This window comes from Streptomyces sp. R302, assembly GCF_012927245.1.
Lineage (GTDB): Bacteria > Actinomycetota > Actinomycetes > Streptomycetales > Streptomycetaceae > Streptomyces.
This window is the reverse complement of the sequence record NZ_JABBGE010000015.1, coordinates 26,016-50,652: the sequence shown is the minus strand read 5'-3', so window position 1 is coordinate 50,652 and position 24,637 is coordinate 26,016. Positions and strand designations below refer to the sequence as shown.

The window sequence follows — 24,637 nt, the reverse complement described above, 5'->3', positions numbered from 1 at the left end:
AGGACGCGTGGGAACGGCCTCCGCCGGTTGCGCCCGCGCGGGGGCTTTCGCTAGATGGCCAGGACGTGTCGCAGTGCTGTGGCCACCTGCATCATCGTCTGCGCCGAGAGGGCGCCGAGGTCGGCTTTGATGTCGTCCCGGTACATGGGACCGAGGTCGTCGCAGAGAATCCGGCCGACCACTGGATCGTTCGGGCCCAGTTTGACGATGCTCGCGATGTCGGGCTTGTCGCTCGTGGTGATGCGGACCACCAGGCATTCGTCCAGCTTCTGGTTGCGCGCATTGTTGGAGACGACGAGCCAGGGTTTGAGGCCGAACCCCAGATCGGCACGGTAAAGCCGTCCGCGTACGGGAATGATCTCCGTCACTCGTCCGCTCCGGTGCCGTTTCGCCTGCGAGCGCGACGCGCGGCGGCGTAGGCGCGGTCTTCGTCGTCCTGAGCTGCGGCCAGTGCTGCGTAGCCGTTCTCCAGGGCTTTTTCCTGGACGGCGACCCGGCCGGCATTGAGCAGTGCGCGGAGGACCTCGGCATCCGAGGTGTCGTCGCTCACGCTTATGCCGGTCACTTGACGCAGGGCCGCGTTCTCCGGGCTGTCATGGCGGCGTACGCGTTCCATCGCCTCTTCGACGAGTGCGTCGAGGGGGACGCTTTTTCGGGTCATGGTGGCCATGCTTCACAGTGTGCTGCAGATCATGCAGCATATCAAGTGGGAGGGGATGCGGCGCATCGTCGGGCACCCGTAGCCCGTAGCCCGTAGCCCGTAGCTCGTCGCCTTCCGTCCGCGGCTATGGACGGGTGCTCTCGACTCGTCGCGCATCGAAGGGTCGGGTGACTCTCCCCTGCCCCTTGCCTGATGACCCGTCAGCCACCAGCATGGCCCCGTCGCCGTAACTGACGGAACGTCAGATGAGGGGAGTCCCCATGGTGGTCTACGGGATGCAGCTGCCGGTCCAGTCCCAGTCCGTGATCTACGCCGAGCCCTGGGAGGCCGCCGCCGGGCCCGCCGATCTGCTCGCCGTCGCCCGCGCCGCCGACGCGCACGGCTTCGACTACGTCGCCTGCTGCGACCACGTGGCCATCCCGCGCCGGCTCGCCGCCGGGATGTCCACCGTCTGGTACGACCCCGTCGCCACCCTCTCCTTCCTGGCCGCCGCCACCGAGCGGGTCCGGCTGCTCTCGCACGTCGCCGTCGTCGGGCTGCGGCATCCGCTGGTCACCGCCAAGGCGTACGCGACCGTCGACCACCTCTCCGGCGGCCGGCTGGTCCTCGGCGTGGGCGCCGGGCACGTGCGGGAGGAGTTCGAGGCGGTCGGGGCGGACTTCGCGGGGCGCGGCGCCGTCCTCGACGAGACCCTCGACGCGCTGCGGGCGGCGCTCGGCCCGGAGGAGTACCCGGAGCACCTCGGCGAGCGGTTCGCCTTCAAGGACCTCGGGCAGCGGCCCCGGCCCGCGCAGGAGCGCGTCCCGGTCTGGGTCGGCGGCTCCTCCCCGGCGGCCGTGCGCCGCGCCGCGCTCAAGGGCGACGGCTGGCTGCCCCAGGGCGACCCCCGGGACGTGCTCGCCCGCCGGATCGGGCGGATCCGGCGGCTGCGCGAGGAGGCCGGGCTCGCGGAACCCTTCGTCTTCGGCGCGATCGCCGAGCCGCTGTACGTCGGCGCCCCCGGCTGGGACGTCGGGCGGCGCACGCTCTCCGGCGCGCCGGAGGAACTGGCGGCCTCGCTCCGGGAGTACGGCGCGATGGGCGTCGGCCAGATCCAGGTGCGGTTCCGCAGTCGGAGCCGTACCGAACTCATCGACCAGATGGCGGCCTTCGGGTCGGAGGTCGCCCCGCAGCTGTAGGGAGTGTGGGTGGGCATGGGCAAGCTGGACGGACGGGTCGTCCTCGTCACGGGGGCCGCGCGGGGCCAGGGCGAGCAGGAGGCGCGGCTCTTCGCCGCCGAGGGGGCGCGGGTCGTCCTCGCCGACGTGCTCGACGGGCCCGGGGAGGCCCTCGCCAAGGAGCTGGGGGAGGAGCGGGCCGCGTACGTCCACCTGGACGTGACCCGCGAGGAGGAGTGGGCGGGCGCGGTCGCCGCCGCGAAGGAGCGGTTCGGGAGGATCGACGGGCTGGTGAACAACGCCGGCATCCTCCGCTTCAACGAGCTGCTCGCCACGCCCCTGGAGGAGTTCCAGGCGATCGTGTCCGTCAACCAGACCGGCTGCTTCCTCGGGATCCGGGCGGTCGCGCCGGAGATCGCGGCGGCCGGTGGCGGCACGATCGTCAACACCGCCTCGTACACCGGCGTGACGGGCATGGCCGGGGTCGGCGCCTACGCGGCCTCCAAGCACGCGGTGCTCGGGCTGACCCGGGTGGCGGCGCTGGAGCTCGCCCCGAAGGGGATCCGGGTGAACGCGGTCTGCCCCGGCGCGATCGACACCGCCATGAGCAACCCGGAGGGGGTGGACCCGGCGGCCACCGGCGAGCTGTACCGCAGGCTCGTGCCGCTCGGCCGGATCGGCCGCCCGGAGGAGGTGGCGGCCCTCGCCCTCTTCCTGACCTCGGACGACTCCTCGTACGTGACGGGGCAGCCGTTCGTGATCGACGGGGGCTGGCTGGCGGGCGTCTCCCTGTTCTGAGTGTCCCCGGCCATCCCCGGGCACCCCCGAGCCTCTCTGACGGTCCGTCAGGTATTGACACGGCGCAGTGCATCCAAGAATCTGACGACACGTCAGAAACTCACGAGGACGGTGACTTCCGTGGAATTCGGGATCTTCGTACAGGGATACGTCGGCAAGCGCGCCGAGACCGATCCCGAAGCCGAGCACAAGGCCCTCATGGAGGAGACCGAGTACGTCATCCAGGCGGACAGGCACAACTTCAAGTACGCCTGGGCCTCCGAACACCACTTCCTGGAGGAGTACTCGCACCTCTCGGCCAACGACGTCTACCTGGGCTACCTCGCCCACGCCACCGAGCGCATCCACCTCGGCTCCGGCATCTTCAACCCGCTCGCCCAGGTCAACCACCCGGTGAAGGTCGCCGAGAAGGTCGCCATGCTCGACCACCTCTCCGGCGGGCGCTTCGAGTTCGGCTCCGGGCGCGGTGCCGGTTCCCACGAGATCCTCGGCTTCTTCCCGGGCATCACGGACATGAACCACACCAAGGAGATCTGGGAGGAGACCATCGCGGAGTTCCCCAAGATGTGGCTCCAGGACGAGTACGCGGGCTTCCAGGGCAAGCACTGGTCCCTGCCGCCCCGCAAGGTCCTCCCCAAGCCGTACGGGAAGTCCCACCCCGCCATGTGGTACGCGGCCGGCTCCCCGGCCTCGTACGCCATGGCCGGGAAGATGGGACTCGGCGTGCTCGGCTTCAGCGTCCAGAAGGTCTCCGACATGGAATGGGTCGTCGAGTCCTACAAGAACGCGATCAAGGAGGCCAAGGCGGTCGGGGACTTCGTCAACGACAACGTCATGGTGACGTCCACGGCGATCTGCGCCGAGACCCACGAGAAGGCCGTCGAGATCGCGGTCGGCGGCGGGCTCAACTACCTCCAGTCGCTGCTCTTCCGCTACCACGACACCTTCCCGCGGCCCGAGGGCATCCCCGAGTGGCCCGAGCTCCTCCCCGAGTACTCCGCCGAGATCATCGAACTCCTCATCGCCGAGGAGCTGATGATCTGCGGCGACCCGGGCGAGGTCCTCGCCCAGTGCAGGCGCTGGGAGCAGGCCGGCGCCGACCAGCTCTCCTTCGGCCTTCCGATCGGGATCTCGTACGAGGACACGATGAACTCGATCAAGCTGATCGGCGAGCACGTGATCCCCGAGATCGACACGGACCCGGTCCACCGCACGACCCGGTTCCGGGGGGCGGCGGGGGCGTAGCGCGCCGGCGGGACGGAGCGCCTGCGGCGGGCCTCGCCCGGCCCACCCCGTGTGGGCAGGCGTCCCGCAGGGCGGGACGGGTGGGCACACGGGACGGCGCCCTTCGCGGCGCCTCCGCGTCCCGCGCCTGGACCCGCACCACGATCGCGGTGCACCAAGGGGTGCGGGTTCAGGCCCGGAAGCCTCTGGCGCCGGCAACGGGCGCCGTCCCGTTGTGCCCACCCGTTCCGCCCCGGCGGAACGCATGCCCACAACGGGGGGGCGCCGTCCGTTGTGTCCTCCCGTTCCGCCCCCCCGGGCACGGCGGCGGCGACCGAAAGCGCGAGGTGTCGGCTTCCCGGGCCGGTGTCTCGTCATCCGCCCCGGCCGGCGGCCGTTCCGCGGCGGCCCCGGCCGGGGCACACGCGCGGCCACGTACAGAAAGGGATCGCCATGCTCGACCACCTCATCAAGGGCGCCACCGTCGTGGACGGCACCGGCGCCCCCGCCCGCGTCGCCGACATCGGCATCCGCGACGGCCGGATCGTGTTCCCGCAGCCCGGCGAGGAGGCCCGTACCACCGAGGACGCCACCGGGCTCGTCCTCGCGCCAGGCTTCGTCGACCCGCACACCCACTACGACGCCCAGCTCTTCTGGGACCCGTACGCCACCCCGTCCATGAACCACGGGGTGACGACCGTCGCCGGCGGCAACTGCGGGTTCACCCTCGCCCCGCTGCACCCCGACCGTCCCGAGGACGCCGACTACACCCGCCGCATGATGTCCAAGGTCGAGGGCATGGCGCTCGCCGCGCTCGAAGAGGGCGTGGAGTGGAGCTGGTCCTCCTTCGGCGAGTACCTCGACGCCCTGGAGGGACGGATCGCCGTCAACGCCGGGTTCATGGTGGGGCACTGCGCCCTGCGCCGGTACGTGATGGGCGAGGACGCCGTCGGCGGGCAGCCGACGCCCGAGCAGCTGGACCGGATGGTCGAGCTCCTGCGCGACGCCATGCGCGCCGGCGCCTGGGGCCTGTCCACCACCCAGTCGTCCACCCACTCCGACGGCGACGGCGCCCCCGTCGCCTCCCGGCACGCCGCCCCCGCCGAACTCCTCGCCCTCTCCCAGGCCGTCGGCGAGCACGAGGGCACGCAGATCGAGGCGATCCTCGCGGGCTGCCTCGACCGGTTCTCGGACGCCGAGATCGAGCTGTTCGTCGAGATGACCGCCGTCGCCGGACGCCCCCTGAACTGGAACGTCCTCACCATCGACGCCGCCGTCCCCGAACGCGTCCCCCGCCAGCTCACCGCCTCCGAACGGGCCCGCAAGTCCGGCGGCCGGATCGTCGCCCTCACCATGCCGATCCTCACGCCCATGAACATGTCCCTCGGCACCTTCTGCGCGCTCAACCTCATCCCCGGATGGGGAGAGGTCCTCTCCCTCCCCCTCCACGAGCGGATCGCGAAGCTCCGCGACCCCGAGGTCCGCGCCGGGATGCTGCGCCGCGCCGACTCCAAGGAGGCCGGCGTCTTCCGGCGGCTCGCGGACTTCGGCCGGTACGTCATCGGCGACACGTACAGCAGGGAGAACGAGGGCCTCACCGGGCGGGTCGTGAAGGACGTCGCCGCCGAGCGCGGCCAGGACGCCTTCCAGTGCCTCGTCGAGATCTGCGCCAACGACGACCTGAAGACCGTCCTGTGGCCCATGCCCACCGACAACGACCCCGCCTCCTGGGCGCTGCGCCGCGAGACCTGGGACCACGAGGACGTGCTCCTCGGCGGCTCCGACGCCGGAGCCCACCTGGACCGGATGTGCGGAGCCCCGTACACCACCCGCTTCCTCGGCGACTGCCTGCGCGGCCGGAAGCTGGTGCCCCTGGAGCGGGCCGTGAAGATGCTCAGCGACGACCCGGCCCGCCTCTTCGGGCTCCGCGAGCGGGGCAGGATCGCCGAGGGCCACCACGCCGACCTGGTCCTCTTCGACCCCGAGCGGATCGACGCGGGCCCGGCGACCCTCGTCCACGACCTGCCCGGCGGCAGCCCCCGCCTGGACTCGCGGGCCGTCGGCATCGTCTCCGTACGGGTCAACGGCGTGGAGACCGTCCGCGACGACGAGGTGACCGGAGCGATACCCGGACGCGTCCTGCGCTCCGGCCGCGACACGAGGACGGTGAGCACCCGATGACGATCACGGAACGGCTCTACATCGGCGGCGAGTGGACCGAGCCCGACGGCGGGCACTACGAGGTGATCGACCCCGCCGGCGAGGGCCTCGTCGGGCTCGCGCCCGAGGCCTCGCGTGCGCAGGTGTACGAGGCGGCCGCCGCCGCCCGTGAGGCCTTCGCGTCCTGGTCGCGGACGAAGCCCGAGGAGCGGGCCGCGCTCCTCGACCGGGCCGCCGCGATCATGGCCAGGGACGCCGAGGCGCACACCGCCCTCGCCCGTGCCGAGACCGGCGCCACCACCGCCACCGCCCGGTCCATGCAGGTCGCGGTCGGCTCCGCCCGCTTCCGGCGGTACGCGCGGGGCGCCCTGGAGCCGGTCGAGGAGGCCCTGCCGCCGCAGATCAACGAGGCCGGGCCGATGGGGCGGGCGGGGGTCTTCGGGGCCGTCGCGGTGCGCCGCCCGGTCGGCGTCGTCACCTGCATCACGTCGTACAACAACCCCTGGGCCAACCCGGCCGGGAAGATCGCCCCCGCGCTGGCCATGGGCAACACGGTGGTGGTGAAGCCGGCTCCGCAGGACCCGCTGTCGGTCTTCGCGCTGGTCCGCGCCCTGGAGGAGGCGGGCGTCCCGGCCGGGGTCGTCAACCTCGTCACCGGCTCCGCGCCCGCCGTGGGGGAGGCGGCCGTCGACTCGCCGGACGTCGACATGGTCTCCTTCACCGGCTCGACGGCGGTGGGGCAGGCGATCGGCGAGGTCTGCGGCCGTGCGATGAAGCGGCAGCTGATGGAGCTCGGGGGGAAGGGTGCCGCGCTCGTGTTCGACGACGCCGACCTCGACGCGGCGGTGAGCGGGATCGGGACGACCTTCTCCTTCTACAGCGGCCAGATCTGCACCGCCCCGACGCGGGTCCTCGCCCAGCGCGGGATCTACGAGCGGCTCGTCGGGAAGCTCGCCGCGTACGCCGGGCACCTGACGGTCGGGGACCCGGCGGCGAGGGGCACGGTGGTCGGGCCGGTGATCTCGGCGGCCCACCGCGACCGGGTGGAGGCGTACGTGGAACTGGGGCGGAAGGAGGGCGCCCGGGTCGTGGCGGGCGGCGAGCGCCCGGACCTCGCGAAGGGCTTCTACGTGGCCCCGACGCTGCTCGCCGACTGCACGAGCGAGATGCGGGTCGTGCGGGAGGAGATCTTCGGTCCGGTCGTCGTGGTCGTCCCCTTCGACGACGAGGAGGAGGGGGTCGCCCTGGCGAACGACAGCGACTACGGCCTGATCGACTACGTGTGGTCCGGCGACGTCGCCCGCGCCTTCCGCGTCGCGGCGCGGCTGCGGGCCGGCGGGGTCGGGATCAACACGATCGGCCGGAACATGGAGGCGCCCTTCGGCGGCTTCAAGAAGAGCGGGGTGGGGCGGGACGTGGGGTCCTACGCCCTGCACGCCTACAGCGAGACGCAGGCGCTCGTCTGGCCGGGCTGACCGGTCGGTACAAAGGCCGGAACCCAGTCCTCCCAAGGGTTCCGGCCCTCCGGTGGACGCCGGGGAAAATTCCTCGGGAAAATTTGGAAACGGACATTTCACCCTTCGCTGCGGTTCCCGCATATCGGACGCCCGGCGGGCGACCTGTCAGTTGGTCGGTCCACCGGGTTGGTCGATCTTTCAATCATTGGCGAGTGTCCCGGTCTGACCTCGCAATGCAAGGCATTGATCGATCAGCTGAGCGGAGTTCGAGCCTCCGGATAAGGAAACCGCAGCACCTAACGTCCTGTTCATGACTCAGGTGGAAGCCCGGCCCCAGGCCGGAGACACGGTAAGGGGCGTCACCGCCCCGGGCGACACGCAGGGCGTGCGCGACAAGGGACTCGGCGGCAACTCCGTCGGACTGATGGGCGGCGCCGTCATCGGCGTCTCGACCGTCGCCCCCGTCTACTGTCTGACCTCCACGCTCGGCCCCACGGTCGGCGAGGTCGGGCTCCAGATGCCCGCGATCTTCCTCATGGGCTTCCTGCCGATGCTCCTCGTCGCCTTCGCGTACCGGGAGCTGAACCGGGCCCTGCCCGACTGCGGCACCTCCTTCACCTGGACGGTGAAGGCGTTCGGCCCCAGGATCGGCTGGATGTGCGGCTGGGGCCTCCTGATCGCCACCGTCGTCGTCCTCTCCAACCTCGCCGGCGTGGCGACCTCCTTCTTCTGGCTCACCGCCGGAGAGATCACCGGCAGCGACTCCGTCGCCGCCCTCGACGGCAACAAGGCCGTCCACATCGCCACCACCCTGGCCTTCATCGCCGTCGCGACCGCGATCAGCTACCGCGGCATCACGGCCACCAAGTGGGTCCAGTACGCCCTCGTCGGCCTCCAGCTCGCCGTCATAGCGATCTTCGCCTTCATGGCCATCAGCAAGGCCGACCAGGTCGCCGGCTCCCTCGACTTCTCGTTCAGCTGGCTGAACCCCTTCGGCGTCGAGTCCTTCTCCGCCTTCACCGCCGGCCTCTCCCTGTCGATCTTCATCTACTGGGGCTGGGACGCCTGCCTGTCCATCAACGAGGAGAGCACCGGCAGCGCCCGCACCCCCGGCCGCTCCGCCTTCCTCGCGATGGTCGTCATCGTCGCCTCGTACCTCGTGGTCGCCATCGCCGTGCAGATGTACGCGGGCATCGGCGAGACCGGCACCGGTCTCGGCAACCCGGACACCGCCGACAACGTCTTCGCCGTCCTCGCCGGCCCGATCATGGGCTCCGGCCTCGGCATCCTGCTCTTCGTCGCGGTCCTCGCCTCGGCGGCGGCCAGCCTCCAGACCACCTTCATCCCGGTCGCCCGCACGGCCCTCGCCATGAGCACCTACGAAGCCTTCCCGCCGGCGTTCGCGAAGGTCCACCCCCGCTTCAAGACCCCGGGCCGCGCCACGGTCGTCGCGGGCGTCGCGACGGGCGTCTTCTACGCGGTGATGAGCCTGGTCAGCGAGAACGTCCTGGTCGACACCATCTACGCGCTCGGCCTGATGATCTGCTTCTACTACTCGATCACCGCCTTCGCCTGCGTCTGGTTCTTCCGCAAGGAGCTGACCTCCTCCCTCGCGAACCTGATGGTCAAGGGCGTCCTGCCCGGCCTCGGCGGCCTGATGCTCACGGCGGTCTTCGGCAAGACGCTCTACGACATGTGGGACCCGGCCTACGGCTCCGGCTCCGCCGTCCTCGGCGTCGGCTCGGTCTTCGTCATCGGCGTCGGCCTGCTCCTCCTCGGCGTGGTCCTCATGCTGGTCATGCAGCGCCGCAGCCCCGCCTTCTTCCGCGGCGAGATCCTGACGAAGGAGACCCCGTCCCTGGTGGTCCCCGACTGACCGCACGCACACACGCCTGAGTCACCGAGAACGCGAAAGTGGCGGCCCCGTGGGGGGTGCCGCCGCCTTCGCTTTTGCCGTGAAACGAAACCGAGAAATCCGAAGTGATCTTGTTCGATCCCCTTCTCGTATTCCGAATGAACTGTCGGTGATGTCGGCTGGATTCCCTGGTGCCGGTGTTCGGTAGGAGCGGGGGTGAACGGGCATGGTCGGGCAGCAGCGGTTACGGCAGATCGCGCGCCCGTTCGTCGTTGGCGGCCCGTCCGGGGTGTGTGTCCGGGACCGGCTCAAAGCCCTGACGGCCGAGGACGAGCGGGTGCTGCGTGCCGTGGGCGCGCACATGGGACGTCTCGCCTCGGGGGATCTGGCCCGCCGCGAGCAGCCCTGTCCCGGCTGACTCCGTCGGCTTCGACGGAGTGCGACTGTTCGGTCGCCCTCGACGACAGAACCAGAACGCCTCCTGCGGACCAGGACGGACCGCAGGAGGCGGGGAGGGCTTGAAGCAGTACGGAGAGGTATCAGTGCCGGCCGGGCAGCAGCTTCTCCACGGCCTTGTTGGGGGCGGGCATGTCGGCGGCGGCGGGCGGGAGGGGCTTCGGGTTCAGGACGCCGCTGAGCGGGACGACCGACGGCAGGTTCATGCCGCCCGTGTCGGCCGCCGCGCTTCCGGCGGCGGCGAGGCCGCCGGTGGCGGCGAAGGCGGTCAGGGCGGCGGCGGTGAGGATCCTCTTCATGCCCGTCCCAACGCGACTCGGGCGGGACCGGTTACGACGGCTCCTCACGATCGCGGCACGGAGGAGGGACACGGGGCCGGCGGCCGCGGCCGGGCGTGGCGGGTGGACCACCACGCCCGGGCGGGTGGTTCAGCCGAGCGAGCTGATCGAGGACCAGCCGCTCGCTCCCACTTCGGTGGAGGGGCCGTCGACCGGGTTCCCGGAGCCGTTCGTGCCGCCCTTGTAGAACAGCAGCCGCCCGGTTCCGTCGCCGGTCGTCGCCCACAGGTCCGCGACACCGTCGCCGTCCGCGTCCGCGGCTCCGGCGATCAGGGGGCGAACCGCAGCGGTGTAGCCGAAGCCGTACTGGGTGGGAGTGGCGAAGGTGCCGTCCGGAAGACCCCGGTGGAACCAGAGCTTGCCGTCCTGAGTGCCGCCGCGCTGCCGGGCGAGGAGATCCGGCCGGCCGTCCCGGTCGGCGTCGCCCACGCCGGTGACGTCCATGGTCGCCCACCCCTGGGAGCCGAACTCCACCGAGGCCCCCAGCTTGGGCTGGGCACCGCGCACGCCGTTGTAGCGGTACAGCTTGTCGTCGTACGAGACCACCACGTCAGGAGCGCCGTCGAGGTCGAGGTCCCCGACGCTGACGACCCGGGCGGTCGCCGGGAGTCCGGAGAGCAGGGGGGTGAACGGGGGACCGAGGGTGCCGTCGCCCTTGTTCGGGTAGACGCGCAGCTCCCCGTTCACGCGGGCGACCAGGTCCTCGGTGCCGTCGCCGGTCCAGTCGCCCCGGTGGGAGACGGAGGCGCCGGCCCATCCGCTGAGACCGATCGTGAGGTGCGGGTAGACGAGTCGGCCGGTGCCGGTGCCTGGGTAGAGGCGCAGCTTGCCCGTGCTGTCGACGGCGACGAGGTCGGGCTTGCCGTCGCCGGTCATGTCGCCGGGGACGGGGACCTGGCGCAGGGTGCCGATGACCGGTGCGTGGTCGGACCACCCCGAGGGCTCTGTGCCCGCCACGTTCTGTGTCAGGTCCATCGCCTCGTGGTCGACGAGGCAGGAGGACCAGCGCGTGCCGTCGGTGAGCTTGCTCGCGAAGAGGTGGTCCAGGCTCCAGGTGCGGGGGGCCGGATCGGTCGCCGCCCAGGTCTGCGCGGTGTGCTTGCCTGTCTCGCAGGCGTCCAGCTCCTGGGTCGCGGCGGTCAGGTCCGGGTCGCCGAGGTTGCCGTTGAAGTCTCCGCCGATCACCGTGCCCTGAGTCCACGACGCCCCGAGCTGCTTCTTGATCTCGGTCATCTGGGCCCGCTGGACCGTGTTGTCGCCCGCGATCAGATGCGTGGTGCACAGCTGGTCCGGCCAGCCGACGAGCCGCGCGCAGATCGCGGGCAGCGAGCGGCCCGAGGCGGAGCCTGCGGGCACCGTCTCGAAGCGCCGGACGTCGTGCATCGTCCCCTTGACGGCGATCAGCACGCCGAGACTGCCGCCAGTCTCGCCGTAGCCGGGCAGGGTGGAGTTGCGGCAGTAGGACTCCTTGTCGGTCGGGGTCGGGCGATTGCCTGCCGCGTGCCGCACGGTCCACCCCTCGCCGAGCAACCCCTCCAGGAAGGCCATGTGGCTCTTGGAGTTCGGCCCCGGGAACAGATTGGGGCTGGGTGTCTGCCCGGGGACCGGGGTCGCGTTCACGTCGCCCTCGTAGCCGCACACCTCCTGGAGCATGACGACATCCGCGTTGTACGTGCGCACCAGCTCGGCGACCTTGTTCGCCTTGCCCAGGGCGTCGTCCCGGCGTGGGCAGTAGCCCTTTCCGCCGCGGAGCACGAGCGTCTCACCACAGATGTTCCACGTCAGCACGGTCAGCTGACGTCTGACCGGCTCGGGCTCCCCCGCGACGGCCTGCGCGGACGCGGGCATCCCTGCGGTCAGGGCCGCCGCCGCCAGCAGGGTGGCGAACACCCTCTTCCCTCTTCTGAACAACAGCCCCCCACACCCTTCCGGCCGCCGGCGGAGAAGCTTCTCCGCGGCCGCCGATCCCCTGGTACTCCTGATTGGTCCCCAGATCATAAGATCGCGGATACCGCGCCCAGGGCGAAGGCGATGGGGCGATGCCCGGCCACTGGACGTGTCCGCTCCACCGTCGAGGCCGAGGACGCCGTGGACGTGTGGATGCGTCGTGAGCTCGTGGCGGTTACACCTCCGCGATGAGGGCGGTGGCGATCGTGCGGAAGCCGAGGCGGGCGTAGAGGCGTTCCACGGTCGCGTCCGAGGCCGTCAGGAAGACCACCTCGGTGCCCGCCGCGCGGGCCCGCGCCACCAGTTCGGCGGTCACCGCGAGGCCGAGGCCGCGGCGGCGGGCCTCCGGGCGGGTGCCCACGCCGACGACCTCGGCCACGTCCCCGACGGGCTGGACCTGGCCGCCCGCCAGCGCCTCCCCGGTCGTCGTGTCGAAGGCGGCGGCGAGGACGGTGAGGCCGGAGGCGATACGGGAGGCGACGCGGGCCGCGTCGGCGGGGCCCGGGGTCGCGCCGAAGGCGGCGTACGGGGCGGCGACGGCGGCCGGGAGGTCCGGGTCGTCCGCGGCGAGCGTCCGGACGGCCGCGCCCGCCGGCTCCGGGACGGGCAGCGGCGCGCCGTCCAGGACCATCAGCGGGTGCTCGTGCACGACGAGGCCGCTCGCCTCCACGGCCGCCCGCAGCGCCGGCGCCGTCTCCGCCACCCACTCGAACGCCTCCGGCAGCCCCAGCTCGCGCTGCCGGGCCCGTACCTTCTCCACGTCCGCCGGCGACACCCCGCCAGGGTGCCCGAGGGTCGGCCGGGCGTAGAACGGCCAGCCGTCGGCGCCCTCCCGCACGAAGAAGGTCAGCGGGCCGAAGTCCTCCGCGCGGGCGGAGGAGCGGGGCACGGCGTCGTAGTACGTCTCGATTCGCGTCAGCACGCGGGCCATCCAAGCAGGCCGGCCGCGGCGGCGGCGGGCGAATTTCCCGGCCGGTGTCGTGCCCCTCGGAATCCCGGGCCGCACCCCCTACCGTGCGGTCATGCGGATCTCGACCACGATCTTCCTGACCGACGAGACCATCTCGCCCGTGCGGCTCGCCCGCGAGCTGGAGGCGCGCGGCTTCGACGGGCTCTACCTGCCGGAGCACACCCACCTCCCGGTGTCCCGGGACACCGCGCACCCGGCGGGCGGCGAGGCCGCCCGGGAGTACGGGCGGACCCTGGACCCCTACGTCGCGCTCGCGCAGGCCGCCGCCGTCACCGAGCGGCTCGCGCTCGGCACCGGCATCTCCCTGCTCGCGGAGCACGACCCGATCGCCCTCGCCAAGCAGATCGCGACCCTCGACCACCTCTCCGGCGGCCGCTTCACCCTCGGGGTCGGCTACGGCTGGAACCGCGAGGAGGCCGCCGACCACAACGTCGCCTGGGCCGGCCGCCGGGACCTCGTACACGACCGGCTCGCCCTCATGCGGGCCCTGTGGGCGCCGGAACCGACGGCGTACGAGGGCGGGTCCGGCTACTCCGTACGCGCCTCCGAGGCCTGGCCGAAGCCCGCCGGCGGGGCGCCCCGCGTCCTGCTGGGCGGCGCGGCGGGACCGAAGCTGTTCGCGGCGGTCGCCGGGCGGGCCGACGGCTGGATGCCGATCGGCGGCCGCGGCCTCACCGACAACCTCCCGGTGCTCCGCCGCGCCTGGGAAGACGCCGGCCGCGACCCGAAGACCCTCCAGGTCGTCCCCTACGCCGTCCTCCCGAACCCCGGCAAACTCGCCCACTACGCCGACCTCGGCTGCACCGAGACCGTCCTCCAGCTCCCCCCGGCCGGAGAGGACGAGGTCCTGCGGGTCCTCGACGCGTACGCGGAGTACGTGCGGTGACCGGCCGCGGGGACCCGTCCTCCGCGCGCCGCCGCCGCTCGTATGCTCGGGGCATGACGGACCACCAGGCCGGCCGGGAGGCCGAGCAGCAGGTTGAGGGCTCGACGGGGATCCCGACGCGGAACGCGATGCGGCGGGCGTTGCGGCGGGCGCGGGACGGGGTCGCGCTCGACGTCGGTGAGGCGGCGGTGCTGCTGCGGGCGCGGGGCGAGGACCTGGACGAGCTGGTGGCGGTCGCGGGGCGGGTGCGGGACGCCGGCCTTCAGGCGGCGGGGCGGCCGGGGGTGATCACGTACTCGAAGAGCGTGTTCATACCGCTGACCCGGCTGTGCCGGGACAAGTGCCACTACTGCACCTTCGTCACCGTGCCGGGGAAGCTGCGGCGCGACGGGCACGGCATGTTCCTGTCGCCGGACGAGGTACTGGACATCGCCCGCCGCGGCGCCGCCCTCGGCTGCAAGGAAGCGCTGATCACGCTCGGCGACAAGCCGGAGGACCGGTGGCCGGAGGCGCGCGAGTGGCTGGACGCGCACGGGTACGACGACACCCTCGCGTACGTACGGGCCATGTCGGTGCGGATCCTGGAGGAGACCGGGCTCCTGCCGCACCTGAACCCCGGTGTCATGTCGTGGACGGATTTCCAGCGGCTCAAGCCCGTCGCCCCGTCCATGGGGATGATGCTGGAGACGACCGCCACCCGGCTGTGGTCCGAGCCCGGCGGTCCCCACCACGGTTCGCCGGACAAGGAACCGGCCGTGCGGCTGCGGGTGTTGGAGGACGCCGGGCGGTCGTCCGTGCCCTTCACGTCGGGGCTGCTCCTCGGGATCGGGGAGACCTACGAGGAGCGGGCCGAGTCGCTGTTCGCGCTGCGCCGGATCGCGCGGGCGTACCACGGCATCCAGGAACTCATCATCCAGAACTTCCGCGCCAAGCTGGACACGGCGATGCGCGCGGCGCCCGACGCCGAACTCGACGACCTGGTCGCGGCCGTGGCCGTCGCCCGGCTCATCATGGGCCCCTCCGCCTGCCTGCAGGCGCCGCCGAACCTCGTGGACGCCGCGTACGAGCGGCTGATCGCGGCCGGCATCGACGACTGGGGCGGGGTCTCCCCGATCACCATCGACCACGTCAACCCCGAGCGGCCCTGGCCGCGGATCGACGAGCTCGCCGCGCGGTCCCGTGCCGCCGGCTTCGAGCTGCGCGAGCGGCTCTGCGTCTACCCGGAGTTCGTCCGGCGCGGTGAGCCCTGGCTCGACCCGCGGATCGTGCCGCACGTGCGCGCCCTCGCCGATCCGGAGACCGGGCTCGCCGACCCGGACGCCGTCGTCCGCGGGCTGCCGTGGCAGGAGCCGGACGAGTCCTTCACCGCCTCGGGGCGTACCGACCTGCACGCGACCATCGACACCGAGGGGCGCACCGGCGACCGGCGCGAGGACTTCGACGAGGTGTACGGCGACTGGGAGGCGCTGCGGGAGGCCGCCGCGCCGGGTCTGGTGCCCGACGCCGTGCCCGAGCGGATCGACGGTGGCCTGCGGGAGGCGCTCGGGGTCGCCGCCGACGATCCGACGCGGCTCACCGACGCGCAGGCCCTCGCCCTCTTCCACGCCGACGGGCCCGCGCTCGACGCGCTGTGCGCGGTCGCGGACGACGTGCGGAAGTCGGCGGTCGGCGACGAGGTGACGTACATCGTCACCCGGAACATCAACTTCACCAACGTCTGCTACACCGGCTGCCGCTTCTGCGCCTTCGCCCAGCGCCGCACCGACGCCGACGCGTACACCCTCTCCCTCGACCAGGTCGCCGACCGGGCGCAGCAGGCGTGGGAGGTCGGCGCGGTCGAGGTGTGCATGCAGGGCGGCATCCACCCGGACCTGCCCGGCACCGCGTACTTCGACATCGCCCGGGCCGTGAAGGAACGCGTCCCCGGCATGCACGTGCACGCCTTCTCCCCGATGGAGGTCGTCAACGGCGCGACCCGCACCGGCCTGTCGATCCGCGAGTGGCTGACGGCGGCGAAGGAGGCCGGGCTCGACTCGATCCCCGGCACGGCCGCCGAGATCCTCGACGACGAGGTCCGCTGGGTGCTGACGAAGGGCAAGCTGCCCACCGCCACCTGGATCGAGGTGATCACCACCGCGCACGAGCTGGGCCTGCGCTCGTCCTCGACGATGATGTACGGGCACGTGGACCAGCCCCGGCACTGGCTCGGCCACCTCCGCACGCTCGCCTCCCTCCAGCAGCGGACGGGCGGCTTCACGGAGTTCGTGACGCTGCCCTTCATCCACACCAACGCGCCCGTCTACCTCGCCGGCATCGCCCGCCCCGGGCCGACCGTCCGCGACAACCGGGCGGTGACGGCGATGGCCCGCCTCCTCCTCCACCCCCACATCCCGAACATCCAGACCAGCTGGGTGAAGCTGGGCGCGGAGGGCGCGGCGGAGATGCTGCGCTCCGGCGCGAACGACCTCGGCGGGACGCTGATGGAGGAGACGATCTCCCGGATGGCCGGGTCGGGTTACGGCTCCTACCGGTCGATCCGCGACCTGGAGGCGATCGCGGAGGCCGCAGGCCGGCCGTCCCGCCCCCGCACCACCCTGTACGGGCGGGTGCCCGCCGAGCGGCAGGACACCGCCCGCGCCTCGGACGGCCACCTGCCGGAACTGCTGCCGGTGATCGATGGCTGAACTGTGGTCAAAAGCGGCCTGAAGGGCGTCCGATCACATAAGGAATCGACCCCCGAACGGACACACCCCGTCGATTAGAGTGCTGGGCAGACCGGTGCCAGAACGGCGAGAGAGCAGGACCTCGGACGGGGAGGGCACGTCGTGACCACCACTGCCGCGGCCGTGTGGGGCCGCACCGAACAACAGGACTTCCGTGCGCGCGTCCGCGGATGCCTGCTCGGCGCGGCCGTCGGCGACGCGCTCGGGGCGGGCGTCCACACGCGGACGCTCAAGGAGATCCGTACGGCGCACGGCGAGGCGGGCCTCGCCGAGCCGCCCGACGGCACCCTGCCCGTCACCGCCGCCACCCAGATGAGCCTCTTCACCGTCGACGGCCTCATCCGCGCGCACGTCCGGCGCGACGGCGGCGTCTGGCACCCGCCCACCGAGATCCACCGCGCCCATCTGCGCTGGGCGGCCACCCAGCGCGACTGGGGGCCCGACGAACGGCGCCGCGACAACGGCTGGCTCGGCCGCCAGGAGTGGCTGTACGCCCGCCGCGACGCGTCCCGCGCCTGCCTCAGCGGCCTCGCCGACGAACGCCTCGGCACCCTCGACCGGCCCAAGAACCCCGACGCCGGCGACTCCGGGGCCCTCGCCCGCTCCGCGGCCATCGGGCTGCTCGTCGGCTGGGAGCCGCAGCTCGTCTGCCAGCTGGCCGTCGAGTGCGCCGCCCAGACGCACGGCGCGCCGGCCGCGACGCTCGCGGCCGGCGCGCTCGCCGTCACCGTCCACGGCGTGGCCCGCGGCGCCTCCGTCGAAGCCGCCGCCGCTACGGCCCTGGGCCTGCTGGCCGCGCGCCCCGGCCACGAGCCGGTGACGGAGGCGCTGACGCGCGCCCTGGCGGCGGTCCGCGAGGGCGTCCCGGACGCGGACCGCGTCACCGCCCTCGGCGCGGACGAGGACCGGGCGGAGGGGCAGCTGGCGGCGGCCGTCTACTGCGCGCTCGTCGGCGAGGACGTCCGGCACGGGCTGCGGCTGGCGGTCAACCACGACGGGCCGTCGGCGGTCACGGGGGCAGTCGCCGGGGCGCTGCTCGGTGCGCAGCACGGGGAGACGGCGTTGCCGCCGGCGTGGCTGGCGGCGGTGGAAGGCCGCGGCACGATCCTCGAACTCGCCGACGACTTCGCCATGGAACTCACCCAGTCCCCCACCCTCCACACCCCCACCTGGCACACCCGCTACCCGACGCCGTGAACGGCGGGGGTCAGCGCATGAGTTCGCCGGCGTTGACCAGGAGGGACTGGCCGGTGATGGCGCGGGAGCGGGGGGAGGCGAGGAAGGCGACCGCGTGGGCGACGTCGGTGTCCGTGGCCAGGTCCGGGAGGGCCATGCGGGAGGTCAGGCGGGTCAGGACCTCGGTCTCCGCGACCGACTCCGTCGCCGCCGTGTAGCGGACGAACGCCTCGACCGGCGGCCCCCACATCCACCCGGGCAGCACCGTGTTGACCCGGATCCGGTCCGGGCCCAGCTCGCGCGCCAGCGAGTACATCGCCGAGGTCAGGGCGCCTTTGGACGCCGCGTACGCCGCCTGCTGGACCTGCGTCGGCGCGGCGACGGCCGACTGCGTGCCGATGAAGACGACCGAGCCGCCCCCGCCCGCCCGCAGCGCGGGCAGGCACGCCCGGGTCATCCGCAGCGTTCCGAGGAGGTTGACGTCGAGGACGCCCTGCCAGGTCGCGAAGTCCGCGTCGGCGAGGCCGCCGAAGTACGAGTCCCAGGCGGCGACGTGCACGACCGCGTCGATGCCGCCGAACCGTTCGACGGCGAGCGCGGCGAGCGCCTCGCACTGCGCCTCGTCGGTGATGTCGGTCGCCCGGTGCGCGGTGTGCCCGCCGGCCGGGTCGATCGCGGTCGCGGTCCTGACGAGGTTCGCCTCGGTCCGCGCGCCGAGCACCGCGTTGCCCCCGTCGCGTACCACCGCCTCCGCGACCCGGTGGCCGAGACCGGTCCCGACGCCCGACACGACGACCGTCTTTCCCTGGAGCAGCGGCATCCGGGTGCCTCCCGCCTCTGGTGAAGTCATCTGACGGTGCGTCAGAGTAGGGGCCCTGAACCGTGGTGGGAAGGGAGACGGTGGTGGCGAGTGACGTCGAGGTCTATGGAGAGCTGGCGGCGCGGGGGCCGTACGGGGTGCGGGCCGGGCATGCGCTGATCACCATGGTGGAGCCGCACCCGGGGCACGAGTACGCGTACAACCGCTGGTACGAGGACGACCACTACTACGCCGGCGCGATGGCGATGCCCTGGATGTTCGCGGGCCGCCGCTGGGTCGCCACCCGCGACCTCCAGGAGCTGCGGACGCCCGAGGAGTCCGCCGTCGCGCAGCCGGTCACGGCGGGCTGCTACCTCTCCACGTACTGGATCACCGACGGCCGCTACGACGAGCACATGAAGTGGACGGTCGCCATCAACAAGCGGCTCGACCGCGACGCCCGCGTCCACCACGCCCGCACCCACGTCTTCACGTCCTTCCAGGACCACGCGGCGACGGTGTACCGCGACGGGGCGGCCGGCCCGCGCGACGTCCACGCCCTCGACCACCCCTACGCGGGGCTCGTCCTCCAGGTCGTGGACTGCGCGGGAGCCGAGGAGCGCGCGGCCCTCCTCGAACGGCTCGCCGCCCGCGAACTCCCGCGCCGGCTCGCGGGTTCGCCCGCGGCGATGGTGACGGTCTTCCGTCCGACGCCGCTGCCCGGCGACCGCATGACGTACGTGAAGCAGGTGGAGGGCGTCGACACCCGACTCACCCTGCTCTGGTTCCTGGAGCGGGACCCGCGCGACTGCTGGAGCGAGCACTTCGCCGACCTGGGCGAGCTCGCCGGTGACGGCGGGAGGGTGGAGCTGGTGGCGCCGTTCGTCCCGACCGTGCCGGGGACGGACCGGTACGTGGACCTGCTGAGGTGACGGGCTTCCGGACCCGGACATGAGCGTGCCCTCTCGGCCAGGACGGCGGACCGGACGAGAGGGCGCTCTGCGGGTACTGCGCGCGGTGCTGCGGGACTCAGAGGGCCCCGTCGCTCACCTGGCCGACGAAGGCGTTCCACGAGCCCGGTCCGAAAGAGAGGGACGGACCCTCGGGGGCCTTCGAGTCGCGGACGGCGATCGCGGCGACGGCCGGCGACTTCACCTCGACGCAGGCGCCGTTGCCGCCGGAGTAGGAGGACTTGGTCCAGTTGTCGGTGGCACCCTGGATGATGGCCATGATGTGCTCAGCTCCGGTTCTGCCCGAGGGGCGTGAGAGTCGATGCCGGCGTGGTCTCCACCGGCCTGATCGACGCTACTCGCCGGTCCCGAGCGGCGGGACCGGCGTTCACACGACCGGGTGGCATATTCCAACCAGGCTTCCGTCGGGCCGAGTCACGGGTGTACCGTGCCCGCCCCCCTCTGGTTCGGACCTGTCAGGCCCGCGGGACGTACCGGATCCGTCGCATCCGTCGGCGCCTGACGGCCGTTTCCGGCCTGCCCGAGCCGCGGCCTCCGGCCCGCTCAGCCCTCCGCGTACCGCTTCGCGATGCCGGCCACGAACTCCCGCGTCTGCTCCACGCCGAGCGCCTGCGCCCGCAGGTGCTCGTACATGTAGCTGTACTTCGCGACGTCCGGCCCCTTCTCCAGGTACAGGTCGCTCGTCACGCCCTCGATGTAGACGACGCTGGAGTCGGAGGCGTCCGGGAACTCCAGGATCGAGTACTGGCCGCTGATGCCGGGGTGCGCGCCCGTGTCGAAGGGCAGCACCTGCACCGTCACGTGCGGCAGGTACGACTGCTCGACGAGGTGCTCCAGCTGCTCGGCCATCACCTGCCGGCTGCCGACGATCCGGCGCAGCGCGGCCTCGTCGATGACCGCCCAGAGCCGCAGCGGGCCCTCCTCGTCGCGGATCCGCTCCTGGCGGCGGGTGCGGACGTTGGTCCGCTTCTCGATGTCGGCCGCCGTCGACTCGGGCAGCGCGCCGGAGATGACGGCGGTGGCGTACGCGCGGGTCTGCAGCAGTCCCGGGATGATCTGCGGCTCGTAGACGCGCAGGCTCTGCGCGTCCGTCTCCAGACCGATGTAGACGCTGTACGGGATGTCGCCGAAGGCGTGCCACCAGCCCTGCTGCCGCGAGTCCTTGGCCATCTGCATGAGGGAGTTGACCATCGCCTCGTCCTCGACCTCGTACACCCCGCACAGGTCGCGCACGTCGCGCTGGCTGATGGAGCGGCGGCCGTTCTCGAGCCGGCTGATCTTGGACTGGGAGACGAGGAGGCGCTCGGCGACCTGCTCGGCCGTCATGCCCTTGCCCTCGCGGAGCTTGCGCAGCTCCTGCCCCAATCGGCGTCGCCTGACGGTGGGGTTGACACTGGACGCCACGGAAACTGCACCTCCGGCTGCTGTCTGCGATGCGTAGCTGTGAGTATCTACTGCTTGGCAGACTGCCACCAAAGGTGCCGGGTGCGCTGGGAAACCCCGACAACCCGGGGCCGGGGACACCGATGTGCGGGACGCCCGGAGGCGCCCCGCACACCTGGTGCGGCTCCCGGAAGGGGGTTTGGTGCGGTGGTGCGTGAGCTGTTCGCGAGCCCGGCCGTGCGCGCGCCGTCAGTGGGCGGCGGCGCGGGCCATGCTGCCGCGCGGCTGGGCGGGTACGCCCTGACCGCTCCGGCGCGGCTGTGCGGCCGCGCCGTTCTGGACGTCCATCACGGCGTGCGCCACGAGACCGCCCATGGGGTCGTGCCGGATCAGGTCGCGCAGCCGGGACCGCGACGACCGTCCTTCGTTGCCGGGGTACAGGTGCTTGCCGAGACCGACCGCGTGGGCCAGTGCGGCGAGCGCCGCGGTCCGCGGGTCCGGGGGTACCCCGGTGCGGATCGCACTGTCCAGCCGGGCCCTGATCTCCCGGCTGATCGCCGTGTCCGTCGCCTGGTAGCGAGTCGTCGGCAGCACCCCGCACATCTGGCCCTCCACGGCATGCACCATGCCGCATCGCTCCAGATGCGAGAGATACGTCTGGCGGAGCCCCAGTCGGGGTCCGCCGATCCAGTGGACGGCCCGGACCGGACTGCCGCGCCTGCGCAGCAGTTCCAGTGCGGAGTCCAGAGTCGGATCTCCGGTCGGCCGTGGCATCACCACGGCGATACGATCCCCGTCAGGGGCTATCCGTCCTGCCAGGGCCAGCTCTACTAGCTGTGCTCCGGCCAGGCCCAGATCGAGCGACTGCGGCTGCGCTGTGGTACCCGTGGTCGGGTCCAGAGCGAGCAGCAGAAGCTCCTCCGGAATGGTTCTGCGGCTCCTGCCCATCCATGCCTCCCCGCGTGGATGAATGACAGGGTGACCCCTCTCACATTCATCTGTCGAGAGTGCCTGTGTGGTTCGTCCGGGAACCGGTAGGTATGTCGTTCTCGTCTAGCACGGGAGCCAAGGGGTTCACACAGGACACTGGTAGACGGTTCGGACGTACGCATGACGCATGGAGGAGGCACGGTGGCGGGCGAGTCCCCCGACAGGGCGGAGCAGCAGGGGTCGTCGGAGGGGAGGACGCCGTCGGTGTCGTCGACGGTTGCCTCCTCGGAGTCCCCGGCGCCCGCGGTGCCCGCGCCGGCTCCGGTGGACCAGCCGACGGCGGTCTTCAAGACCCTGGCGCCGCGCGTCCCGGAGGACCACGCGGCTGAGGAATCGATTCCGGAGACCGAGGCGGAGACCGCTCCCGAGGCGAAGGCCGCTTCCGAGGCGGACGCCGATGTGGCCGCCGCGCCCGAGGGCGACCGTCTGAAGCAGGCCGTCGCGGCGTGGGTCGCCACGGCGTCGAAGGGCGGGGAGGCCGCCGAGGCGTCCGCAGAGGCCGAGGAGTCCGCGTCCGCGCCGTCCGGGGCCGAGGAGCCCTCGGAGGCCGCCGACGTCGCCGGGGCCGCAGAGGCCGCCGACGAGCCCGTGGAGGCCCCCGGGGCGGCCCCCCGGGTGCCGAAGGCGGAGGCGCCGTCGTGGTTCGCCAAGAAGCCCGCGGAGCCGGAGGCCCAGGCCTTCGGGTCCGCGCCGGCGACCTCCGGGGCCGCCGGGCCCGAGGCGTCGAAGCCCGCGCCGGCCGCGCCCGAGGCGCCGAAGCCTGACGCGCCGACGTCCGACGCGCCGACGTCCGACGCGCCCAAGGCCGACGCGCCCAAGGCCGAGGTGCCCAAGCCCGCCTCCCCGGAGCCCGGGGCGCCGAAGGCCGCCGTGGCGAAGCCCGTCGCCTCCGAGGGGCCCGTCGACCAGCCCACCACCATGTTCCGGGCCGTACGGCCGCCGGTCGTGGACCAGCCGACGACCGCGCTCAAGCTGCCGCGCGACGTCCCGGGCCTCGGCTCCGACAGCGAGCGGACGAGCACCTTCGTACCGCTGCGTCCGGACGTTCCGGCCGAGCAGAAGGCCGAGAAGCCTCAGGCCGCCGCCACCTCCAAGCCCCAGCCGAAGGCGCAGGCCCCCGCCCCGGCCCCCGCCCCGGCCCCGACCCCCGCTCTCGCCGAGGCCGAGCGGACGCGGCAGCAGCCGCTGCCTCCGCTGCCGCCGCTCGATCTGCTCGCCGAGCTGACGAACACCCCGCCCCCGCCGCCGAACGCCTGGCGCACGACCTTGCGCCGGTTCCGGATCTGGACCCCGCTGGTCCTGCTCCTCCTGATCGTCTTCGCGATCGTGCAGATGGCCCGCCCGCTGCCGGCGCCCGCCCTGAAGCTCTCCGGGCCGCCGACGTACACCTTCGCGGGCGGCCCGCTGAAGATGCCGTGGCCCGGTGAGGGGCAGGGCGCGGTGGAGGTCGAGGGCGTCGGCTCCATGGGTACGTACGGGGCGCAGAAGCCGGCCCCGATCGCGTCCGTGACGAAGACGATGACCGCGTACGTGATCCTCCGCGACCACCCGCTCAAGGGGAAGCAGAAGGGTCCGGAGATCACCGTCGACCAGAAGGCCGCCGACCAGGCGAAGGCGGCCCACGAGTCGACGGCGCCGGTGAAGAAGGGCCAGGTCTACACGGAGAAGGAGCTGCTTCAGCTCCTGATGATCCCGTCGGCCAACAACGTCGCCCGGCTGCTCGCGCGCTGGGACGCCGGCTCGGAGCAGGCGTTCGTCGACAAGATGAACGCCGCCGCCAAGGAGCTGGGCATGACCCAGTCCCGGTACACGGACCCGTCGGGGCTGCTCGACTCCACCATCTCGACGCCGCAGGACCAGCTGAAGCTGGCGAAGGCGGTCATGAAGTTCGACGTCTTCCGCGAGATCGTGGACATGCCGAACGCCACCATCGAAGGCGTCGGCTACATCGAGAACAACAACAGCCGCCTCCTGCTCAAGGCCGGTGTGACCGGCATCAAGACCGGCTCCTCCACCCCCGCCGGCGGCAACCTGCTCTGGTCGGCGAACACGGTCGTCGACGGCAGGATCCACCGCGTCCTGGGCATCGTGATGGGCGCGCAGAACGCCGCCACCCTCAACAAGAAGCTGGAGCTGTCGCTCGACTACAGCTACGAGCTGATCAAGAAGGCGCAGGACGACGTCACCTCCGCCGCCGTCGTGAAGAAGGGCCAGGTCGTCGGGTACGTCGACGACGGGCTCGGCGGGCAGACCCCCGTCGTGGCGACGAAGGAGATCAAGGCCGTCGGCTGGCCGGGCCTGAAGGTCGAGGTGGAGCTGACCGACGGCGGCAAGTCCGTCCCCCACTCCGGCAGGGCCGGGGACGTCGTCGGCACCGTCTCGATCGGCGAGGGCGCGGGCCGGATCAGCGCCCCGGTGGCGCTGAAGTCCGACCTGGTGGAGCCCGGTTTCGACAAGAAGCTGACCCGCGTGGGCTGACCCCTTCGGTAGCGCGGACGGCAGGACGCCCCGGACGGCCGGGGCGCCCTGCTGTTAGCGTCTTCGGGGTGTCGGCCGTGCCCCCGCGAGAAGGGCGACCCGCACAGGACAGCACGGGAAACAGCACCGGAATCAGCACGGGAAAGGGCCGCAGTGACCACCGTCGAGCCGACACGCACGGGCCGCGGCGAGGCCGCCGCGGACGGGG

General features: G+C 72.4%; 21 protein-coding genes. 12 read left to right on the top strand and 9 right to left on the bottom strand.

From position 1 onward, the window contains the following. Positions 1–50: 50 nt before the first annotated feature. Together HHL19_RS34160 and HHL19_RS34155 are read right to left on the bottom strand one after the other, a co-directional pair. Positions 51–368, bottom strand: coding sequence for a type II toxin-antitoxin system PemK/MazF family toxin (locus HHL19_RS34160; RefSeq protein WP_169094278.1), 318 nt, complete (start codon positions 366–368; stop codon positions 51–53). Continuing rightward, positions 365–670 carry a hypothetical protein gene (locus HHL19_RS34155; RefSeq protein ID WP_169094277.1) on the bottom strand — a complete coding sequence of 102 codons (306 nt, stop codon included), beginning with the start codon at positions 668–670 and terminating at the stop codon, positions 365–367. Before HHL19_RS34155 ends, HHL19_RS34160 begins: the two co-directional genes overlap by 4 nt. A gap of 251 nt (positions 671–921) precedes the next feature. Between HHL19_RS34155 and HHL19_RS34150 the strand changes: the two genes are divergently transcribed. From HHL19_RS34150 to HHL19_RS34120, 7 genes are all read left to right on the top strand, one after another. Then, positions 922–1,839, top strand: coding sequence for a TIGR03619 family F420-dependent LLM class oxidoreductase (locus HHL19_RS34150; RefSeq protein ID WP_169094365.1), 918 nt, complete (start codon positions 922–924; stop codon positions 1,837–1,839). 15 nt (positions 1,840–1,854) lie between these two features. Then, positions 1,855–2,616: an SDR family NAD(P)-dependent oxidoreductase gene (locus tag HHL19_RS34145; protein WP_169094276.1), complete on the top strand. Its 762-nt coding sequence runs from the start codon at positions 1,855–1,857 to the stop codon at positions 2,614–2,616. Between the two features lie 120 nt (positions 2,617–2,736). After that, positions 2,737–3,861, top strand: coding sequence for an LLM class flavin-dependent oxidoreductase (locus HHL19_RS34140; protein WP_169094275.1), 1,125 nt, complete (start codon positions 2,737–2,739; stop codon positions 3,859–3,861). 432 nt (positions 3,862–4,293) lie between these two features. Next, complete coding sequence (locus HHL19_RS34135) at positions 4,294–6,021, top strand: D-aminoacylase (RefSeq protein ID WP_169094274.1); 1,728 nt, start codon at positions 4,294–4,296, stop codon at positions 6,019–6,021. Then, positions 6,018–7,475 carry an aldehyde dehydrogenase family protein gene (locus HHL19_RS34130; protein WP_169094273.1) on the top strand — a complete coding sequence of 486 codons (1,458 nt, stop codon included), beginning with the start codon at positions 6,018–6,020 and terminating at the stop codon, positions 7,473–7,475. Before HHL19_RS34135 ends, HHL19_RS34130 begins: the two co-directional genes overlap by 4 nt. Positions 7,476–7,767: 292 nt before the next feature. Continuing rightward, positions 7,768–9,333, top strand: coding sequence for an APC family permease (locus HHL19_RS34125; protein ID WP_169094272.1), 1,566 nt, complete (start codon positions 7,768–7,770; stop codon positions 9,331–9,333). Between the two features lie 205 nt (positions 9,334–9,538). Beyond that, positions 9,539–9,730, top strand: coding sequence for a hypothetical protein (locus HHL19_RS34120; RefSeq protein ID WP_169094240.1), 192 nt, complete (start codon positions 9,539–9,541; stop codon positions 9,728–9,730). Between the two features lie 121 nt (positions 9,731–9,851). On the opposite strand, the gene HHL19_RS34115 is transcribed toward HHL19_RS34120, so the two are convergent. The 3 genes from HHL19_RS34115 to HHL19_RS34105 form a co-directional block, all read right to left on the bottom strand. Then, the gene (locus HHL19_RS34115; RefSeq protein ID WP_169094271.1) at positions 9,852–10,067 is read right to left on the bottom strand and encodes a hypothetical protein; all 216 of its coding nucleotides are present in this window, start codon (positions 10,065–10,067) and stop codon (positions 9,852–9,854) included. Positions 10,068–10,196: 129 nt separating this feature from the next. After that, positions 10,197–11,996: an FG-GAP-like repeat-containing protein gene (locus HHL19_RS34110; RefSeq protein ID WP_169094270.1), complete on the bottom strand. Its 1,800-nt coding sequence runs from the start codon at positions 11,994–11,996 to the stop codon at positions 10,197–10,199. Positions 11,997–12,228: 232 nt separating this feature from the next. Beyond that, positions 12,229–12,984 carry a GNAT family N-acetyltransferase gene (locus HHL19_RS34105; RefSeq protein WP_169094269.1) on the bottom strand — a complete coding sequence of 252 codons (756 nt, stop codon included), beginning with the start codon at positions 12,982–12,984 and terminating at the stop codon, positions 12,229–12,231. A 91-nt stretch (positions 12,985–13,075) separates the two neighbouring features. Here HHL19_RS34105 and HHL19_RS34100 point away from each other — a divergent pair, with 91 nt between their 5' ends. From HHL19_RS34100 to HHL19_RS34090, 3 genes are all read left to right on the top strand, one after another. Then, positions 13,076–13,909, top strand: coding sequence for a TIGR03619 family F420-dependent LLM class oxidoreductase (locus HHL19_RS34100; RefSeq protein ID WP_169094268.1), 834 nt, complete (start codon positions 13,076–13,078; stop codon positions 13,907–13,909). Between the two features lie 53 nt (positions 13,910–13,962). Continuing rightward, on the top strand, positions 13,963–16,593 hold the full coding sequence (locus HHL19_RS34095; RefSeq protein ID WP_169094267.1) for a bifunctional FO biosynthesis protein CofGH: 2,631 nt from the start codon (positions 13,963–13,965) through the stop codon (positions 16,591–16,593). A 141-nt stretch (positions 16,594–16,734) separates the two neighbouring features. Next, a complete protein-coding gene (locus HHL19_RS34090) occupies positions 16,735–17,829 on the top strand; it encodes an ADP-ribosylglycohydrolase family protein (RefSeq protein WP_169094266.1) in 1,095 nt (364 codons plus the stop codon). Positions 17,830–17,839: 10 nt separating this feature from the next. Here the strand turns inward: HHL19_RS34090 and HHL19_RS34085 are convergent, their stop codons facing one another. Beyond that, on the bottom strand, positions 17,840–18,628 hold the full coding sequence (locus HHL19_RS34085; protein WP_169094364.1) for an SDR family oxidoreductase: 789 nt from the start codon (positions 18,626–18,628) through the stop codon (positions 17,840–17,842). 83 nt (positions 18,629–18,711) lie between these two features. On the opposite strand from HHL19_RS34085, the gene HHL19_RS34080 reads away from it, so the two are divergent. Next, entirely contained in the window at positions 18,712–19,539 is an 828-nt protein-coding gene (locus HHL19_RS34080; RefSeq protein ID WP_346768560.1) for a hypothetical protein, read from the top strand. Between the two features lie 97 nt (positions 19,540–19,636). Here the strand turns inward: HHL19_RS34080 and HHL19_RS34075 are convergent, their stop codons facing one another. From HHL19_RS34075 to HHL19_RS34065, 3 genes are all read right to left on the bottom strand, one after another. Then, positions 19,637–19,837, bottom strand: a complete 201-nt coding sequence (locus HHL19_RS34075; RefSeq protein WP_169094264.1) for a DUF397 domain-containing protein — start codon at positions 19,835–19,837, stop codon at positions 19,637–19,639. A gap of 284 nt (positions 19,838–20,121) precedes the next feature. Continuing rightward, positions 20,122–20,982: a Scr1 family TA system antitoxin-like transcriptional regulator gene (locus HHL19_RS34070; RefSeq protein WP_169094263.1), complete on the bottom strand. Its 861-nt coding sequence runs from the start codon at positions 20,980–20,982 to the stop codon at positions 20,122–20,124. A gap of 228 nt (positions 20,983–21,210) precedes the next feature. Then, a complete protein-coding gene (locus tag HHL19_RS34065) occupies positions 21,211–21,909 on the bottom strand; it encodes a GPP34 family phosphoprotein (RefSeq protein WP_169094262.1) in 699 nt (232 codons plus the stop codon). Positions 21,910–22,092: 183 nt separating this feature from the next. On the opposite strand from HHL19_RS34065, the gene HHL19_RS34060 reads away from it, so the two are divergent. Further along, on the top strand, positions 22,093–24,429 hold the full coding sequence (locus HHL19_RS34060) for a serine hydrolase (protein WP_169094363.1): 2,337 nt from the start codon (positions 22,093–22,095) through the stop codon (positions 24,427–24,429). Positions 24,430–24,637 lie beyond the last annotated feature (208 nt).

What these genes read in the sequence shown, in the direction of transcription:
- HHL19_RS34130 (WP_169094273.1), top strand. Translation starts at nt 6,018, where the DNA reads ATGACGATCACGGAACGGCTCTACATCGGCGGCGAGTGGACCGAGCCC.
- HHL19_RS34135 (WP_169094274.1), top strand. Translation starts at nt 4,294, where the DNA reads ATGCTCGACCACCTCATCAAGGGCGCCACCGTCGTGGACGGCACCGGC.
- HHL19_RS34085 (WP_169094364.1), bottom strand. Translation starts at nt 18,628, where the DNA reads ATGCCGCTGCTCCAGGGAAAGACGGTCGTCGTGTCGGGCGTCGGGACC.
- HHL19_RS34105 (WP_169094269.1), bottom strand. Translation starts at nt 12,984, where the DNA reads ATGGCCCGCGTGCTGACGCGAATCGAGACGTACTACGACGCCGTGCCC.
- HHL19_RS34125 (WP_169094272.1), top strand. Translation starts at nt 7,768, where the DNA reads ATGACTCAGGTGGAAGCCCGGCCCCAGGCCGGAGACACGGTAAGGGGC.
- HHL19_RS34120 (WP_169094240.1), top strand. Translation starts at nt 9,539, where the DNA reads ATGGTCGGGCAGCAGCGGTTACGGCAGATCGCGCGCCCGTTCGTCGTT.
- HHL19_RS34095 (WP_169094267.1), top strand. Translation starts at nt 13,963, where the DNA reads ATGACGGACCACCAGGCCGGCCGGGAGGCCGAGCAGCAGGTTGAGGGC.
- HHL19_RS34075 (WP_169094264.1), bottom strand. Translation starts at nt 19,837, where the DNA reads ATGGCCATCATCCAGGGTGCCACCGACAACTGGACCAAGTCCTCCTAC.
- HHL19_RS34150 (WP_169094365.1), top strand. Translation starts at nt 922, where the DNA reads ATGGTGGTCTACGGGATGCAGCTGCCGGTCCAGTCCCAGTCCGTGATC.
- HHL19_RS34065 (WP_169094262.1), bottom strand. Translation starts at nt 21,909, where the DNA reads ATGGGCAGGAGCCGCAGAACCATTCCGGAGGAGCTTCTGCTGCTCGCT.
- HHL19_RS34155 (WP_169094277.1), bottom strand. Translation starts at nt 670, where the DNA reads ATGGCCACCATGACCCGAAAAAGCGTCCCCCTCGACGCACTCGTCGAA.
- HHL19_RS34115 (WP_169094271.1), bottom strand. Translation starts at nt 10,067, where the DNA reads ATGAAGAGGATCCTCACCGCCGCCGCCCTGACCGCCTTCGCCGCCACC.
- HHL19_RS34100 (WP_169094268.1), top strand. Translation starts at nt 13,076, where the DNA reads ATGCGGATCTCGACCACGATCTTCCTGACCGACGAGACCATCTCGCCC.
- HHL19_RS34145 (WP_169094276.1), top strand. Translation starts at nt 1,855, where the DNA reads ATGGGCAAGCTGGACGGACGGGTCGTCCTCGTCACGGGGGCCGCGCGG.